At 45.7% G+C, this 17,838-nt stretch carries 16 protein-coding genes; 3 read left to right on the top strand and 13 right to left on the bottom strand.

Annotated elements, in window-relative coordinates; genetic code table 11:
- Positions 1-125: 125 nt before the first annotated feature.
- The 3 genes from ABH897_RS22495 to ABH897_RS22485 all read right to left on the bottom strand — a co-directional run bounded on the left by ABH897_RS22495 (position 126) and on the right by ABH897_RS22485 (position 3,103).
- Entirely contained in the window at positions 126-1,124 is a 999-nt protein-coding gene (locus ABH897_RS22495; RefSeq protein WP_283654748.1) for a glycosyltransferase, read from the bottom strand.
- A gap of 52 nt (positions 1,125-1,176) precedes the next feature.
- Positions 1,177-2,214 (bottom strand): aminoglycoside phosphotransferase family protein, encoded by a 1,038-nt coding sequence (locus tag ABH897_RS22490; RefSeq protein ID WP_404580843.1) that lies wholly within the window; start codon positions 2,212-2,214, stop codon positions 1,177-1,179.
- Between the two features lie 196 nt (positions 2,215-2,410).
- Positions 2,411-3,103, bottom strand: a complete 693-nt coding sequence (locus tag ABH897_RS22485; RefSeq protein WP_283654747.1) for a pectate lyase — start codon at positions 3,101-3,103, stop codon at positions 2,411-2,413.
- A gap of 569 nt (positions 3,104-3,672) precedes the next feature.
- On the opposite strand from ABH897_RS22485, the gene ABH897_RS22480 reads away from it, so the two are divergent.
- Entirely contained in the window at positions 3,673-4,245 is a 573-nt protein-coding gene (locus tag ABH897_RS22480; RefSeq protein ID WP_283656196.1) for a shikimate kinase, read from the top strand.
- 97 nt (positions 4,246-4,342) lie between these two features.
- Here ABH897_RS22480 and aroD read toward each other — a convergent pair whose 3' ends face one another.
- From aroD to ABH897_RS22465, 3 genes are all read right to left on the bottom strand, one after another.
- Entirely contained in the window at positions 4,343-5,107 is a 765-nt protein-coding gene (gene aroD, locus ABH897_RS22475; RefSeq protein WP_283654746.1) for a type I 3-dehydroquinate dehydratase, read from the bottom strand.
- A gap of 105 nt (positions 5,108-5,212) precedes the next feature.
- Positions 5,213-6,472, bottom strand: a complete 1,260-nt coding sequence (locus tag ABH897_RS22470) for an MFS transporter (protein WP_404592728.1) — start codon at positions 6,470-6,472, stop codon at positions 5,213-5,215.
- Positions 6,473-6,605: 133 nt separating this feature from the next.
- On the bottom strand, positions 6,606-7,517 hold the full coding sequence (locus ABH897_RS22465; RefSeq protein WP_404592727.1) for a LysR family transcriptional regulator: 912 nt from the start codon (positions 7,515-7,517) through the stop codon (positions 6,606-6,608).
- Between the two features lie 177 nt (positions 7,518-7,694).
- On the opposite strand from ABH897_RS22465, the gene ABH897_RS22460 reads away from it, so the two are divergent.
- Positions 7,695-8,885, top strand: a complete 1,191-nt coding sequence (locus tag ABH897_RS22460) for an MFS transporter (RefSeq protein WP_283654743.1) — start codon at positions 7,695-7,697, stop codon at positions 8,883-8,885.
- Between the two features lie 29 nt (positions 8,886-8,914).
- Positions 8,915-9,805, top strand: a complete 891-nt coding sequence (locus ABH897_RS22455; protein ID WP_404592726.1) for a shikimate dehydrogenase — start codon at positions 8,915-8,917, stop codon at positions 9,803-9,805.
- Positions 9,806-9,921: 116 nt separating this feature from the next.
- Here the strand turns inward: ABH897_RS22455 and ABH897_RS22450 are convergent, their stop codons facing one another.
- The 7 genes from ABH897_RS22450 to ABH897_RS22420 form a co-directional block, all read right to left on the bottom strand.
- Positions 9,922-11,148: an RtcB family protein gene (locus ABH897_RS22450; RefSeq protein WP_404521066.1), complete on the bottom strand. Its 1,227-nt coding sequence runs from the start codon at positions 11,146-11,148 to the stop codon at positions 9,922-9,924.
- Between the two features lie 329 nt (positions 11,149-11,477).
- Positions 11,478-12,686 (bottom strand): M20 family metallopeptidase, encoded by a 1,209-nt coding sequence (locus tag ABH897_RS22445; protein ID WP_283654740.1) that lies wholly within the window; start codon positions 12,684-12,686, stop codon positions 11,478-11,480.
- A 58-nt stretch (positions 12,687-12,744) separates the two neighbouring features.
- Complete coding sequence (locus tag ABH897_RS22440; protein ID WP_283654739.1) at positions 12,745-13,632, bottom strand: MetQ/NlpA family ABC transporter substrate-binding protein; 888 nt, start codon at positions 13,630-13,632, stop codon at positions 12,745-12,747.
- 44 nt (positions 13,633-13,676) lie between these two features.
- Positions 13,677-14,339 (bottom strand): methionine ABC transporter permease, encoded by a 663-nt coding sequence (locus tag ABH897_RS22435; RefSeq protein ID WP_404521064.1) that lies wholly within the window; start codon positions 14,337-14,339, stop codon positions 13,677-13,679.
- The gene (locus ABH897_RS22430) at positions 14,329-15,354 is read right to left on the bottom strand and encodes a methionine ABC transporter ATP-binding protein (RefSeq protein WP_283654737.1); all 1,026 of its coding nucleotides are present in this window, start codon (positions 15,352-15,354) and stop codon (positions 14,329-14,331) included. The genes ABH897_RS22435 and ABH897_RS22430 overlap by 11 nt, the downstream gene beginning before the upstream one ends.
- 329 nt (positions 15,355-15,683) lie before the next feature.
- Complete coding sequence (locus ABH897_RS22425; RefSeq protein WP_283656195.1) at positions 15,684-16,685, bottom strand: Gfo/Idh/MocA family protein; 1,002 nt, start codon at positions 16,683-16,685, stop codon at positions 15,684-15,686.
- Between the two features lie 193 nt (positions 16,686-16,878).
- Positions 16,879-17,787, bottom strand: a complete 909-nt coding sequence (locus ABH897_RS22420) for an Rpn family recombination-promoting nuclease/putative transposase (RefSeq protein WP_283654736.1) — start codon at positions 17,785-17,787, stop codon at positions 16,879-16,881.
- Positions 17,788-17,838: the final 51 nt, after the last annotated feature.

Genomic DNA, 17,838 nt, shown 5'->3' with positions numbered 1-17,838 from the left:
ATATTAATTTTTTTCAAATCTTTTAGGTATACAAATAAAGGGGACAGATACAATGGAAATATAGGAAGTTGTAGTTTATTTGCAGTTTAACTTGCAGTTTGATTGCAGTTCATTTAGTTACCTGCTCAGCTTAACCAATTCTCAAAAAAGTCCCGATATCCCTGCTTCATCACCCTGCTCGAAAACTTTTCCATGGCATACGCCTGATTTTCCTTGGAAACCCGACGAGGCGAGGCAGCAGCCATATTGACCAGTTCGAACCAGTTTTTCTCATTGCCCGAAAAAGAGTGCGTGGAGCTGATATGTCCGTAGCAAGGATGCTCAGGCTTCACGACGATTTTACCCATAGCCAGTGCTTCGGTCAACGGCATCGCAAACGTGTCGAATTTGGAGCAGCTCCAATAAACTTTGGCCGTATTCATCAGCGCAAATACCTCATCCTGCGTCAACGCAAATTGGAGCTTTACATTGTCAGAGATATCGTACTTCTTCATGCTTTCCTTGTAGCGTTCTCCGCCAAACACCATGTAAACTTCCTTGTCGGGATTATGCCGTGCATACTCCAGCACCAGATCAGGACGCCGATTCTCCTCATCCCTTCCGATCCACATCACCCGATTCTCCACGACCTGCGAAGGGTCAAAATACTTTTCCACCAGCCGCTCATTAAATCCAATCGGGATGACCGTCACATCGGTTACACCAAATTTGGATGCCATCTCCTGCTTTAGAAAGTCAGTCTGCACAATAGCCTTGTCCACGATCTGATAAAAAGGCTTCATCATCTCATAGCCTGTAAGCGCCGGATCAGGAAAACTGTGCGGAAAAAGCACGCTGTTTTTAAAAAACATTTTCAAATATGTAAAGCCGGATACCGTATAAATAACATCCTCAATCTGCTGCTCATGAAGCTGGTCGAGCACCACGTCATAATTAACAAGATCACCCTTTTCATGCTCATAACCGGGAAGCCAGTCATGGCTGCTAACATGGCGCTCCGGTGACACAAATACGATATCCACGCCCAGCTCCAGCCCGATCTGCTTCAGACGTTCCGCAAAAATACGCGGGCCCTGCGCTTCGGCAAACTGTATTTTTCTCATGACCAAACCGACTTTTTTCATATATGTCCCCACCTTTGTTTACGATCTGTACACACGCTGCAGCTCAAACTCTTTATTCACACCTTCTGACTTGTCCCCATTCCATCATCAATGCGCATTGGTTCAAACAGGCTAACGCCTCGCCCCGTTGGGCTTCTAATTGCTCTTTTGACCATTTATCACTGTTTATATGCAATTCCGTTCCGATCCTTCGCAAATCACTTTCAATTAACAACAGCATCCACAGCGAAAATACCACAGCAAACATGCCATATTCTTGCATAAATACGCCTCGCTCCAGTCCTGCTCCCAACAGGTCCAGCTGCTCCAAATACCTGTCCAGCAAGCGAATTCGCAAGTCGAACGTTATACGCCGGGGAAACAACGGGTGGGACATGTCGATCAGATGATACACATCCCAGAGCCGTGTGTTCAAATGGGCATGCTCCCAATCCAGCACCATCAGCCGCTCCCCACTCAGCGCATAGTTGCCCGGATGAAGATCACCATGAGACAACACAAGCTGCGGTGAAAAAGCGAACTGATCCAGCTGTGCATACATACGCTGAACCTGCTGTTTAGGAAACCCTAACGAGCTGCAAAGCTTCAATACATCAAGCTTGCGCATGTACAACTCAGAAACCAATTCCTGAATGAGCGGCTTCGGTCCTCGCAGTGGAATTCCGGTAAAACGATCCGGCGGCAAAGCATGCCACCCTGCTATAAGTCCAACAGCCCGCAACATCGTTTGTTCTTCGTGTAGATGATGCAACGGACCAAGATCCTCAAAAATCATCCATTCTACTCCGCCATCTTCCTCTGAATCAGAGCAGGCAAGCAATCGGGGATAAACCGACGGTAGTGAAGGAAGTACATGCTCATACACCCATCTCTCCCGGCCTGCTTGCTCATCATTGGTTAATGGCTTGAACACATAACTCTCAGAAGGTGACACGTAAAAACGTTCAACATGCCGACCATTTGTACCTGTATATAAAACTTCCCGACTCCACACCTGCGTATCATTCAAAGTACCGTCAACATTCACATATGGATGAAATAGATTCATAGCTTCCCAACTTTTTTGTATAAAATGTAATAGCAAGATCATATCACAGTACTCGTTCTGAACGAAGCCCGGCTTGTCTTTTGAGCGTTCCAACGGTATCCTCCGGCGGCACAAAAAACAAATAAAAGCTAAATAGGGCTTGTCCCATCACGATCTGTGGGACAGCCCCTATTTTCAATCTATACAAGGATAGAATCAAAATCTCTCGATTTCCATCCCCGCTCCTATCCTGTTCCGATTAATATTTAGTATTGCCAGACTCACTCGTATTACCGGATTTAAAGCCTTTGAACAATTGTGGCACATTGTGATAACGAGTGTTCGTAATTTTAGCTGTGCTGTTAGGACCGTCCGATCTCAGGATCGAATCCTTTACATTGGAAATATCCGATTTATCCAAAGTCATATTCACTCTGAAGGTAGAGCCGCCCAGTTGGCGAACCAGTTTTCCGATATCATCGGCTCTAAAGTTTTTAATGTTAATCGTGCCCTCGGCATTGATTTGGAAGACTTTATCATATGCATGGAACGCTCCACCGCCCGTAATGTTTACCGTACCTTTTTCTTTAAGCGTCAATGCATCTTCACCTACATCCTCCCACGTTACGTTGGAAATGGTTCCGTTGCCATACACATGCACACCATCCGCAGCAGGGGCAGCAATGATCACATTTTTCAAAGTTGCACCATTTTCAAGCTTGAAAATAGGCTTTTGGGCCTCAGCCTGGCTTCCGTCACCCAAGGTTTTTGGATCAGCGGCTACCGTCTTCCCCTTACCATCGTATACTTCTCCGGCTTTTACAAGAATGGTTTTACTAACCACTTCTGGAGCTGCATGAGCAGAATAATTGCCAACAAATAAAGCGACCAGCATACCTGATAAAGCGATACTCATTCCCTTTTTCAATACTTTGGCTGTTCTTGTGTTCATTTCAATTCATCCCTCTCGAAGATATTTTTTTTATTCCTGTCTCACAATTCTTCGTTGACTAGAGTGCGTAGACCGTATCACCACCTTCGTACAATGAACCCATTGACCAATACACGTCTGTGAAATATATATTATTATTTACATATGTATACTTGGTATTTGGTTCAAAGTTATCAAATCACATAAATTTAATTAAACACAAATTGTAAATACAGCGATTTCATTTACAATTTGCATAACTCTATTATAATCCAACTTCCAGTAATTTCAATATATTTTTCGGCAAAATATGTCCTTTTTTTCAATTAAGTACACAATATTGCCTTTTTTATGCTTGTACAAGTTTATTTTTCGAGAAATTACGCATGAAATTACTTTATGAACTAATCCGTCCGTCTTACATGTTCAATATCATCCATATGGTGATGAACACCATTTTATCTTGTACCTTTCTCCTAAAGTGATCTATGCTATTGAATGACACGTTTGATGAACGTATAATGTATTTATGTATTTAGCGCTTTGAAGCGTTACATCTCAACATTACTGGTGAGAAAAGAGTGGTTATGGTGCAAAACAAGAGAGAGATTCCATTAAGAGAACAGAATATTGTGCTCATTGGCTTTATGGGTGTAGGCAAAACAACGATCGGTTCCCATCTCGCGCGCAAGCTGTATCGGGACTTTGTGGATATTGATCAGGAGATTGAACAAGAGTACAACATGCCGACAACAGAAATTTTCAAAACATATGGAGAAAAAAGATTCCGTGAGATTGAAAAAGAGCATATTCTCAAACTATGCAGCAATACCCGCCTGAAAGTCATCTCGGTTGGTGGCGGTGCCTTTTTACAAGAAGAGGTTAAACAGGCTTGCCTGGCTTCATCTATCGTCTTCTTTTTAGATTTAAATTGGGAATCCTGGAAGGATCGACTCAAGATGCTCATCGATACCCGTCCCAATCTGCAAAACAAGAATTTGGACGAAATCGAAGCTCTTTTCCGTTCCAGACAGGACATTTACGCGGTAAATCACTCCAAGATCGATACAGATCAGCTGGATGCGGAAGAAGTCGCAGACTACATTATTCAAACTCTAAATCTCGGTTGGGAACTGTATGAGCCTACTCGTGGATTGAATTAGAGTTACAAAAAGGAAGGTTCCATCATGCTTACTGCATGCGGACCTTCCTTTTTTGGATGCTGGCACTTGGGTTGTCAGCATTAATACCATGTGTCTTTTATGAATGACTGTGCAGCACTGTTAATATCTCTCTCAGTTCAGTGACAGGTATCTGCCCCGGCGCGGAAGCTTTCTTAGCGGCACCAAAGGTTAAAGCCGAACCAAACAGCTCTCCGGTCAGACGGCTCACGACACCTTTTCCCGCCATCGACATCGTAATAATAGGCCGGTCTGCATATTCCTCTGCCATGATACGCGTGGCATCCAGCAAGGTCAGTACATCGGCCGTATTTGTTGGCATAACTGCTATTTTAGGCAGATCGCCTCCCAGCTCCTGCGCCTTACGCAACCGAGATACGATTTCCTCCTTCGACGGTGTCTTCTGGAAATCGTGGTTGGATATAATCACGGATACGTTATGCTTATGCGCAGCTTCCACCAGCGCCTTCACATCGGCTTCGTCATTAAAAAGCTCCACATCAATGATATCTACCTGTCCCGTTTCGGCTGCCGTGCGGTTCAACTCCACATAACTCGCTGTACTGATTTCCTTTTCCCCACCTTCCCGGGCGCTGCGGAACGTAAAGACGAGCGGAATATTCGCCAAGATGGACCGGATTTCAATCAAGGCAGCCTTAACCTTCTCCAAATCCTCTACATGCTCGAAAAAATCGACTCTCCACTCCACGATATCCAAGTCGAGTGTACGCAAATAGGCAGCTTCTTCCTTCAGTTGCTCCAACGTTTCTCCCACCATCGGAACACAGATTTTAGGCGCGCCTTCACCGATCAAAACATCTTTCACCTTTACGATTTTTTCCATATCTAACTCACTCCCAAATCATAGTTTTAAATCGAGCATTTACAATATTTCATAGTATAACGCATTCTGAATAAGCCAGCTGATGATTAGGTTTAGCCTGTCCTACTATTCCGTTTCCAGCGCGATTTTGGAGGGCAATTTGCGGTTCGCTGGAAAAACTGTACTGTATCGGAAATTAACAAATACCGCCAGCACTATACCCAACACATTCACAATAATAGCCAGCATGAACACACTGGATATTTGGGAATGTTTCAAAAGGAACCCCGTAAACACAGGAATGACCGTGTATGACAGAGAAGTTGCCGTGTAAATAAATCCCGTAATCTGTCCTTTACGTTGACTGAAAAATTCACTCATCACGGTCAATGTCAGCTGAAGCACACCCGAAATGGAAAACCCGATGACACATGAGCTAATAATGGCCGCAGCCTGTGATTTGAAAAGGAGCAATGCTCCAAAAGCCAACAAAGAAATGCATGGATAAATGAGAATAATGTGAACAGGTTTGATCCACTTTCTTAACACAATCACCAATACGAACACGGATACGAGAGAACCGACATTGTAATAGACTAATAACCTCAGGGACTCTGATTCAGTCATACCGATAAACTGCTGTCCAAAAGTAGGCAGCCACAACTGAACGATGTACAGCAAGGTAGGCCCGGTAAAGCCGAGAACAATAAGGCACAGTCCTTCCTGCCAGAAGCGCGGCTTGCTCCGGTCATTTGATTTTAGATCCACCGTTTGTTCCACGTCAGACACGCTAGTATCGTGAACTGGCTCCTTGGGCGCCTGAACCCGCATGTCTGGAAATTTCATTTTGAACAGGTAAATCGCATTCAAAGCAAATATGAGTGCCGGTAAAAAGAATGAGAATCCGTAAAAAATATCGTGATTCATAAAAAAGATAATCATTAACGGTAAAAACGCCGCTCCGATGGATATAAAACCTCTCACCAATACAGTAGCCGAACCGGAAGATTGAGGAAAAGCTTCGATCAGAGCTGGATAGGTGCCTGAATCGAGAAAAGAATTCGCTACACCTGCCAGCACTGCCAGCACCATCGCAATTTCAAAGCTGGGGCTTAGCGGTATACCAACCAAAAAAACGGCCATTAGTAGCCCTGCGGCTATAATAAACGGCTTGCGACCATAACGGTCGGAAAGCACCCCGGATATGTACAGCGTAAACAGCCTGCCAAATCCCATTGCGGATACCAGAAGACTGATTCCCGCCTGATCTGTATGCAAATGCTCGGTTAAAAAGGACATGTGTGACGCCAGCATAATGTTAAACATACCAAACAGAAGATAGTTTACATAAAGGCCGGACGCCACTGGAAAAGAAGAACGTTTCATCGTGAATTCACCTGCTTTTGTGAGTAAGTCTTGTGGTGCCAATAATGTGAATCATTTCACATCATCTGTGTCGATGATGAAGTATAGAACACATTTTAAAATTTATCAAGTTTAAATATTGCGAGACACACATTTAGACACGCTGATGCGTTTTCAGATAAAATTCCTCACCGTAGCTTAGCGCAAAGTTCCGAAAGTCCACTACAGCCGGGGATAAATACCTGTTTTTGATGCTCGCCAGATAGATAAAACGCTCGTATTCGGGATTAACAATGGGCAATGTTTTGACGTTAAAATAATCCAACGATGAAATTCGAGGCATGACTGCAATTCCGTAATTCACAGATACCAGCCCTGCCATCGCCGTGTCCTCTTCAATCTCGCAAATGATCTCTGGAGTAACACCTGCTTTGGCGAACAAATTTTCAATAATGGGACGGATACCGCTTTTCTTGTTAAAAAAGATAAAAGGATAAGCCGCCGTATCCTTGAGATCGATTTGGTCCAGCGAAGCCAGCGGATGATCTGGTGAAACAATAACAACAAGCTCCTGCTGAGCCAGCGGAATGAATTCAACGTCCGGTTCATTTTCCATGTGCGAACAGAACGCCACATCATAATGCTCCTGCTTCAAGCCCTGGATAATATCGTTCGTGTTCCCTTGGTGAAAAGAAAAGGATATGTCTTTACGGGCATCCGAGGCCGAGAAGGCCTGAATGATCGCTGGAATGAAGTGAGAGCCTAACGTGTAAATGAACGCCAGATCCACATTCCCATGGCTTGGACTAACCAATTCCCGCAAGTTGTGCTCTCCCTTCTCCAATTCATCCATCGCATGCTCCACATATTTCAGGAAAAATCGTCCGTATTTGTTCAGCCGAATATTCCTCCCCTGCTTTTCAAACAAATGAACCCCCAGATCCTTTTCTAATTCTGAAATCGCATGGCTTAAACTGGGTTGAGTAATACATAGTCGTAAAGCTGCTTGGGTAAAATGCTCCATCTCTGCAAGTACACGAAAATATTGTAGGTGCTTCAGGTTCATAATTATGTAGTTCCCTTCTTTAATTTATTTTTTAAATTATAGACCTAAACTATGGAAAACGATAGAAATATGCATTGGATTTATAATAACACTCCTTATATAATAAAGACATAGAAACAATGTGAATTTTTTCACTATTAAACCATTGATCTAAAAATTAAGTTGGGAGCTATACTCATGAAAAATCCTTATATCAGAATGGCAACAGGGCTTTACATCAACTATTTTCTTCTGGGTATGATCAATGTTATTCTCTCCTCGAATATGAGCTTCCTGACCGTGCAATTGAACACGGATAAGGCTGCCATCGGTTATCTGGTGTCAGCCATCGGGATCGGCAAGCTGCTGGCGCTCGGGGTAGCCGGGAAAATGTCAGACAAGTATGGAAGAAAGCCACTCGTTGTGATAGCATCATTTGCTTATTTAATTTTCCTGATCGGTATTCCCCTTGCACCCAACTATACGTTGGCATTCGTATTTGCTATTATCGCAGGGCTTTGTAACTCCATGATGGATTCGGGAACGTATCCCGCATTAATTGAAGGTTTCGGAAAAAAAGCCGGATCTGCAACGGTCTTGGTCAAAGCATCCGTTTCTATCGGTGCCATTGTTATTCCGTTCATGATTGCATTCTTTATCGATCACAATATGTTCTATGGCTACTCCTTCTTTATTCCGGCAGGTATTTATCTGCTGAGTGGTATCTTCTTGTCGATGACAGCCTTTCCCAATCACAAAATGGAGGAACAAAAGGCTACAACCGAGGCTGCTCAATCCATGGATACATTCCGAAGTGAGCCTAAGTTTTGGCAAGAGGGGCTCTCTCTGATCATTATCGGTTTTACTTCCACTCTATTGTTCATGGTCGTGCAGCTATGGCTTCCTACCTTTGGACAAGAAGCTCTTGGCATGGACAAAGCCAGTGCTATTAAACTGCTAAGCTACTATAGTATAGGTTCGTTGGTTTCCGTTATTCTGCTAGCCGTGGTACTTGGCAGATTCATTAAACCGGTTACCGTCATGATTGTGTATCCGTTTATTGCCTTGCTTTCCTTGCTGGCTTTAATTACATGGCACAATCCTGTCGCTACTATAATCAGTTCGTTCTTAATCGGATTGTCTACCGCAGGTATATTCCAAATTGCTCTCACCGTTATGACTGAATTTTTCCGCAAGAATAAAGGAACTACGACTTCTCTCGTGAACATTGCAGCCAGTCTTTCGTTCATTCTGATGCCGTTAGCTACCGGGGGCATGTCCAAGAGCCTCGGAATTACTTCCGTGTTCATTCTGGATATTGCGATTGCCGTAGTCAGTATTTTGCTGGCCGTGTTTGTTGCTTATCGATATAAAAAAGTATTTCATTAAACTACACAGATAACTTGGAGGCTTATATCATGAAAAATGCTGGACGTATTGACGGAAGAACACAATTAATCGGACTGCTTGCTACACCGATCGGACATTCCTTGTCCCCGGCTATGCATAATCTTGCGTTTGAAAAACTGGGCCTGAACAACGCGTATATGGCCTTTGAAGTAGGAAATGAACAACTGGAAGAAGTGGTACGGGGGATGCGTGCTCTGAACATACGCGGTTATAACGTGTCCATGCCAAACAAAACAGCCATTGTGCAGTACCTTGACGAGTTGGACGACAGCGCTAAATTTACAGGTGCCGTCAACACCGTCGTGAACACGGATGGTAAGCTGAAAGGCTACAGCACAGACGGATCTGGTTATGTTCGCAACTTGCGTGAACACGGTATTGATCTGAAAGGCAAAAAAATGACACTCGTCGGCTCTGGCGGTGCAGCTACACCCATTGCTATTGAAGCGGCTCAAGCAGGTCTGGCTGAAATTTCAATCTTTGCCCGTAATGATCAGTTCTTTGCCCGTGCAGAAGAAAATGTCCGTATTATTAATGAAGATATGAAACACACCCAAGTCAAAGCGAATATATATCCTCTGGAAGATCAAGAACAACTGTGTGAAGAGATCCGCACAAGTCATATCTTCGCTAACGGTACAGGCGTCGGCATGAAACCGCTGGAAGGCAAAAGTGTGATTGAAGATGTATCCATGCTTCGTTCCGACCTGATCGTGACCGATGTAGTATACAGCCCGGCTAAATCCAAGCTGATGGAACAAGCTGAATCCGTAGGTGCAACCGCCATTAACGGTCTGGGCATGATGCTGTGGCAGGGCGCACTTGCTTTCGAGCTGTGGACAGGCCAGGAAATGCCGGTCTCTTATATCAAAGAACAGCTGTTTGCGGACAAGCTGTAAACATAGAGCTACTAACAAACGCATCAAGCAATGAATTCCTTCTATTATATACTCATTTATGTACTCAAAAGACTATGCTCGGCGAATGAACACTTCTGCCATGCATAGTCTTTTTATTAATCCTTATACGGATCGAACTCATTCGCCCCCGCCATACATACTCCAATAGGCTTGAGCTCATGCAGAACCTCCACCGTCTCAGCATGAGCGTCCAGCACCTCGCGCAGCTTGCGGTAAACGAACGGGCTTTCATCCGTACCCGCTCCGCGCAGCTCGACACCATAGTTCTGAACGGCTTCCTTCATCTGCAAGTCCGTAATCTGCCCGCCGCTGCGCGTACGGGTTTTCCAGTTCATTTTACCGGCTGCCTGCGTACGGCTCATAATGCGTCCTGCACCATGAACTGTACTATAGTAGGAATCGCAATTTTCTACCGTATCCTTCCCGCGTACAATCACCGAAATATCGCCCATGCTTCCGCCAATAAAACCCGTTTGACCAGGAGCCGAGGGAGTAGCACCTTTGCGGACTACAATCGTGTCACGTCCATCATGCTGCTCTTTCCAAGCGTAATTATGGTGATTATGCACGGCAAAGTCCGCTTCGGTGCCCATAATACCAAGCACCTGATCTATTACATAATCCCGTCCCGCATAAGCATAACGTCCGGCAAGCCGCATCGCACGGTAGTACATATCCCCCAACTCACTATTCATGTCCAGCAGCACTGGCGGTTGATCCATATGCTCTCCCGGCGCTTTTCCGAGAAACTCCCGTCCTGCAGCCAAGTTTAGAAATCCGCTTGCTGTTTTGTGTCCAAAGCCCCGGCTTCCAAAATGATTCGCAATCCAGACCTGACCTGTCGCTTCCTCCACGAATACGTCAACAAAATGATTACCACTCCCCACCGTACCCAACTGGTCTCTCGCCAAGGATTTCAGCTTGTCATGCTCCTGTTTCCCAATCGCAGCATATACCGCCCAATCCGGGTCATCGAACAGCTCATGGTCTACCTGAACCGCATTTATACGGCCTACGCCAAAGGAAATATGACGTGCAATCTCATCCATAATGGATGGAATACGTGGCAAAATATCTGCTGCGGACAGCTTGGTCCTAACCGCCTTGTTTCCGCATCCGATATCATATCCGACACCCGAAGGTGAAATTTGTCCGTCATATACCATCACGCCGCCAATCGGCTGACTGTAGCCTTTATGATGATCCGCCATCAGCAGCGCTTGAATCACATTACCGTTCTCTGCACAAGTACGGGCTTGAGATAACGCCCCTGAATCGGGTACTCCCCACACTCGCACTCCGTTGATTTCTTGATAAGCCATCGTTTCAGCCTCCTATATTTTGCTTGGAAATCTCTAGCCACTTATCCGTCCCTCAGTTTATACTATTGCAACATATACTTTTAAACGTTGAACCTGTTAATAGCATTATGTACGTTTTACCAGCTTCCGAACAGGGCGTAAGTATTACGAGCACAGCAGCAGACGTCCCATAAAAAAATGAAAAAGGATATCCAAGCAGCCAACAAGACTGTAGGATATCCTTTTATACTATTAATATAGAAGCAATTAAAATCGGCTTATATCACAGCACCAATTTTCGAAGTGCAATGCTCAGATCAGATCGCTCTCCTTTACATCACCGATGATGCTTACTGTGCCGCTAAATGCGTGCGTTTAAAATCTTCTTTCACCGCAGCCAGCAGCGCTTCATCTACCAGGAGCTGCAACCCCGACAAGGCCAACGCCTTCGCGCCAGTCACTAAGGCTTCCTCTCCCTTGGCAGAGCCGGCCGCTTCCCGAAATTCCACCGTATGTGCAATCAGATCGTCCGATCCGATTTTAATGTAGGCATGCGCAGTCGGAATGACGTGGCTTACATTGCCCGCATCTGTCGAGCCGATTCCGCCACGTGGTCCACGATCCAATTGTTCTCCCAGCGCTTCCAGTTCCCGGCCTACAACTTCATCCAGCGTATCATTCAGAATAAAATCTCGCACTTCATTTTGAAAACGTTCGATCTTCACGGTAGCCCCTGTTGCCAATGCGGCAGCTTCTGCGATATTACGAACCTTCGCGGAAACCTCCTCCGTTCGCTGCCAAGTGCTTGCCCGGATGAAAAAGCGTGCAGATGCATAATCCGGGATAATATTGGGTGCGTCTCCCCCATGCGTAATAATGCCGTGAATCCGTACATCGGTGGGAAGCTGCTGACGCAAGGCATTGATGCCGCTGAACAATTGAAGAACCGCATCCAGCGCATTAATCCCCTGCTCCGGTGATCCGGCTGCATGAGCCGCTTTGCCGTAAAAATGAAAGTCCAGCGGGTCAACCGCCAGGCTTGGCGAAGTCAGCCGGGTTACACCAGACGGATGAACCATCAGCGCAGCGTCAATCCCTTCGAACAGCCCATGCTTTACGAAGCTTCCCTTCGCACTGCCATTAGGCCCACCTTCCTCTGCCGGAGTGCCGAATACATACACCTCGCCTCCCGTCTCGTCAATCACCTGCGCCAAGGCGATGGCGGCAGCCGTACTCGCCGTCCCGATAATGTTATGCCCGCAAGCATGGCCCAGGCCAGGCAACGCGTCATATTCCGCCAGGTATCCGATTTTCGGACCTTGTCGGGTCGAAGCCTTGCGGGCAACAAATCCGGTTTCGTGACCCGCCACGTTACGGGTTATCTCAAAACCCGCCTGCTGCAAAATATCTGTCAGCGCCCGGGAAGCTTGAAATTCCTGATTCCCGATTTCAGGGTTGGCATGAATAAACCGACTCGTCTCCGTATAGAGCGCCCGGGAACCCTCGATGTGTTCTACAATCCGCTGCTTGTGCGTATCCACCGTGTTCGTTGCACTCATCGCAATCTCTCCTCTTTTTTTGGAATCATATGCTTTCAATCCTGTTTTTCAAACACCCTTATTTCTTTTGCGCTTTGACATCCGCCACCAGCTTATCTAATGTAGCCTGTAGTTCCTCCGCAGACTGGTCTACCACGACGTTGGCTCCTTTGGAATCCTGTTTTACAGCCTCCGCTACCTCCGGATCATGGTACAAATCCACAATCGTTTGGTAGGTTGCATTGTCCTTATCCTCCGCACGGGCGGCAAATACGTTGACATAAGGCTTCGCTTCCTCGCTACTTGCATCATCCTTGTAAATGGACGCGTCCAGCTTGAACCCGGCATCTGTAGCGACACCACTATTCACAGCCGAAGCTGCTACATCAGACAACACACGCGGCGTCTGTTGGGCGACGACAGGAACGATCTCCAGCTTTTTCGGATTGCCTTCAATCTCATCCGTGGTTGGATACAAGCCTGCATCCTTCTTCAATTCAATCAGCCCGGCAGACTGGAGCAGCTTCAAAGCACGTCCCTGATTGGAGGGATCATCCGGTATAGCAATTTTGGAGCCGTCAGGAAGTTCCGATACATTTTTGAATTTTTCGGAGTACAGCGCCATCGGAGCAATGACCGTTGCACCAACGGGAACGATATTCAGATCATTTTCCACGTTGAACTGACTGAGGAAAGCCAAGTGCTGAAAGGAGTTCAAATCCACCTCTTTATTGGCAAGTGCCTTGTTGGGCAACGTGTAATCCGAAAAGCTGATCAGCTCGATTTCAATATTTTTAGCCTCCGCTTTCTTCTTGAGCACATCCCAATATGTGTCTTCCGACCCGGAAACCCCGATTTTAACATGCACCTTTTCATTTGCACCTGAGCCTGAACCGTTAGCCGAGCACGCAGAAAGAAGAGATACACTAAGAATAGCGAGCAAACCCAAACGAATCATTTTTTTCATGTCCATTTCCCCTTTAATCGTTATGTAAGATACCTGATTTCAAATCAGCGTCGTAAAAATTTACGTGACAGGTAGTTCCCCGCATATTGGGCAACCTGTACAAAAATGATCAGCAAAACAATCGTGACAATCATGACCGAGGTATCGAACCGTTGATAACCATAGGTCATCGCCAGATTCCCCAAACCTCCCCCGCCTACGGTGCCAGCCATTGCAGAGAAGTCAATCAATGCCACTGTAATAAACGTCAGCCCGAGAATTAAAGGTCCCAACGCTTCCCGAATCAGCACACCCGTGATGATCTGATAAGGAGTCGCCCCCAACGCCTTGGCCGCTTCAATCATCCCCGGGTCGATGGAAACCAGATTATTTTCCACAATCCTCGCTACAGCAAAGGCAGCTACAATGGTCATCGGGAAAATAGCCGCCGAAGTGCCAATGGTGGTCCCCATAATCAAGCGTGTAAACGGGCTAATCGCTACCAGGAAAATAATAAATGGAATAGGCCGGATGATATTAATCAGCAAATTCAGAAGCATAAATACAAATTTGTTTTCAAACAGGCTCCCTTGGCGTGTCACATACAGCAGCAAACCAATGGCAAGCCCCAAAATACTGGCGAAAACCAGCGTGACGACAACCATCAGAAGCGTTTCACCTGTAGCCTCCACCACCTTCAGCCAAAATGTATCCCAATTAACTCTCATGATCGACGACCTCCCTGACTTCTACCGTCGTTCGCAGTTCTTCCACGACCTTATCAACCTCGTCTTTGGCCCCGATCAACTCCACAATGAGGCTGCCGAACAGCGCTCCCTGTAGCTCATTAATGCTGCCGTATACGATGTTGTAATCCAGATTGTATTTGCGTGTAGCCCTCGACAGCACGGGTTCACTTGTCGCCCCATCCCGAAAAATAAGTCTGTACAGCCGTCCGGCATGGTGCTCCCGAATCTTGCTCAGTAGTTTGGGTGATAGCTGATCATTCAGCACTGAGCGAATAAAATTTCTCGTCGTTTTCGTCTGTGGATTGGCGAATACATCGAACACATTGCCCTGTTCTATCACCCTGCCATTCTCCATCACCGCGACACGGTCACAGATACTACGGATCACGTTCATTTCATGGGTAATGAGTAAGATCGTAATCTGATATTCCTCATTGACCTTTTTCAACAGCTTTAATATATCTTCTGTCGTCTCCGGGTCGAGCGCCGAGGTTGCTTCATCACATATCAGAATATCCGGCGAGTTCGCCAGTGCTCTGGCAATGCCAACCCGCTGCTTTTGACCGCCAGATAGCTGCTCTGGATAGGAATCTGCCTTGTCCTCCAGCCCTACAAATTGCAGCAGTTCCTTAACACGAGCATCAATCTGCGCCTTTGGCAGTTTGGCCAGCTTCAGTGGATATGCCAGATTCCCATACACGGTACGCGAGTTGAATAAATTAAAAGTCTGGAACACCATCCCGATCCGCCTTCTTAAGTCCCTTAGCTCCTTGGGCCGTATACGGGTAATATCCTGATCATTCACGACAATTCGCCCTCCCGAGGGACGCTCCAGCAAATTCACAAGCCGCAATAGCGTGCTTTTACCTGCTCCACTGAAGCCAATGACGCCGAAAATCTCTCCTTTTTCAACGGATAACGAAACCTCTTCCAGTGCACTTACCTTTCGATTGGGCAAAGAAAATATTTTGCTGACCTGTTCAAACTTAATCAAACCTGCTTACCTCCTTACATCTGCACCTCTGCGTTCCCACTTTTTTAGTAATCCGGTTGAATTAATCGGAATTATAGCCTAAAAAAAGCTCCCTTGGCTCCTTTTATACCGGAGGTGGGATTATTTAACTATATACCGTATGGTTAACACCTTAAGACAAGAAGGAGAATCTGTCAATAAAAATGAATACATCCTTCATCCTCCTGTGATCACAGCCGCTTACACTATTGGACATATAGAACCAAAAAAGGCCGACCGGATGTTTGCAAAATTCGCAAAACCGGCAGCCCTGTTTCCCATGTTAAAGGGTATCGTTAATCACTAACCAACTAATGTGCAGACGTATTTTTCAAATCCGCTTCAAAACGAAGACCAATCTGCTGTCTTGCATCCTCCATCACTTCAGCGACTGCGAGTGAACACTCCAGTGAATTAATGGAGCTATTACGTTCTCCGCTTTTAATCAGATCAATAAACTCCTGAATTTCATAATACATCGGTTCACGGGTCTGTGCTTTCGTCAGATCCTCAATCGTGCCGTCCCGATAATGAATTTTCACCTCATACGGCTGGCTAATTTTGTCGATCACCATCGTTCCATTCTCACCCTGAATTTCGGCAGGCAAATATGAATCGGTAATCTTGGAATGCATGACGACGGCGTCCATATCCGGATATCGCATAGCGATGCTGCCTTCCCCATCTACACCAGAGGACAAGAGCACGCCAACCGCGCGAACTTCCTCCGGTTTGCCGAACAATGCCACCATAGGATACAGGCAATAAACCCCAAGATCCATCAAGGAGCCATTCGAAAAAGACGGATTAAAGGCATTCAGCACTTTTCCTTGCTTAAAAGCATCAAAGCGTGATGAATATTGACAATAACTTGCAAAATAACGCCGGACCCGACCAATTTTATACATATGGTCCTTAACGATTTTAAAGTTTGGCATAAGCGTGGACTTAATGGCCTCCATCAGCAAAACATCATTGTTGCGCGCAGCCTCAATCATGCTCTGCACCTCCGTTGCATTGGAGGCAAGCGGCTTCTCGCACAGCACGTGCTTTCCGTGATTCATACACACAATCGCTTGCTCCGCATGCAAGGAGTTGGGACTGGCAATGTATACGGCATCCACCTGATCACTTGCAGCCATTTGCGCCAAGTCTGTAAATACCTCCGGATGGCTGCTGTACTTGGCGGCAAAGGCTTTGCCTTTATCCTCTGTTCGTGAGTACACCGCCGTCAGGGCAAATTCGTCCGTCTCTACCGCGGCTTGAATAAATCTCTCCGTTATCCAGTTGGTTCCAACAATACCAAAACGTATCACAGTATCCCATCCTTCCCCGTGAGTCATTTACATTTAATATATGTATCTATTCTCGCATTCTAGCTTAAGCTTGTCCACTATACGGTTAGGCATACTTCGTCCTTAGAGCTTCTCATTCGACAAAAAAAGACTGCGGCCATCAGCCAAATTCATTCTGATTGTACCACAGTCCTTGAATGCTGTTTCTAATTTATACTTTCAGCGAACGCACCTCTGGCTCGGATAAGCCAGATGCTTTTACAATCACTTCAATTTCAAGCCCCATATTCAGCATATTTCGTGCGATTTCAATTGCCTTCTGGCGCTCTCCTTCAACTTTACCTTCTGCTTTACCTTCTGCCTTTCCCTCTGCCTTACCTAGCTTCAAACCTTCTTCCCTTGCGCCTTCGATCATGGAAGCCTCATCATGCAGGTACTTTTGTCGGGCTTCATACTGTAAACGCGCCTCTTTATCCTGACTTAGAAACTCCAGCGTAGTCATCGCCTTTTTCAAACCGGGTTCATTCATGGCTAGTACCTCCCATTGAGATAGATTACTTCCCTTTAGAAACAGAAGCCAGTTGACCAAGCCACCGCTACCAGCCGGAATCTCGTGTTCATCCAGTTTGGTAAGTTCCAAAAAATGTAACTCCATATCATCACTAAACGAAATGCCCGTACGGTCCTCTGTCAAATGAAACACATTATGATAACGGCTGTTCGGTAGGAAGGAATAATTCAAAATGTTGATCGTTACACACTTTCTCAGCAGCTTATAGGATTGGCCTTCGTACAATTGTCCTGCATACTGCTTACTCCAATAAAACAAAGTTCGCTTATCCATGTCATACTTATTGAAAAGCTGCATCTCCACATTAATGAGCTGACCTTCCGTCGTTCTGGCCCGAATATCCAAAATAGACTGCTTATCATGCGGTGCGTCCTTATCCGTATACGGATTCAAAAGGACAATTTCCGTTAATGGAGGTTTCCCCGCTTCCTCAAAGGTACGATTTAGAAAAGTTAAAAGCACATCACGATTTTCCTCGCTTCCGAAAATGCGCTTAAACAAAAAGTCATTGCGGGGGTCCAGCATTTCTACCACTAGAATCAACTCCATCTGCTCATATTATACCACGACAATGAATAAGAAAGCACAGAAAAGAACATA

The sequence above is a fragment of the Paenibacillus sp. RC73 genome, from assembly GCF_044908085.1.
Taxonomy (GTDB): domain Bacteria; phylum Bacillota; class Bacilli; order Paenibacillales; family Paenibacillaceae; genus Paenibacillus; species Paenibacillus terrae_A.
The sequence above is the reverse complement of the archived record's forward strand: the minus strand, read 5'-3'. Positions and strand labels throughout refer to the sequence as shown.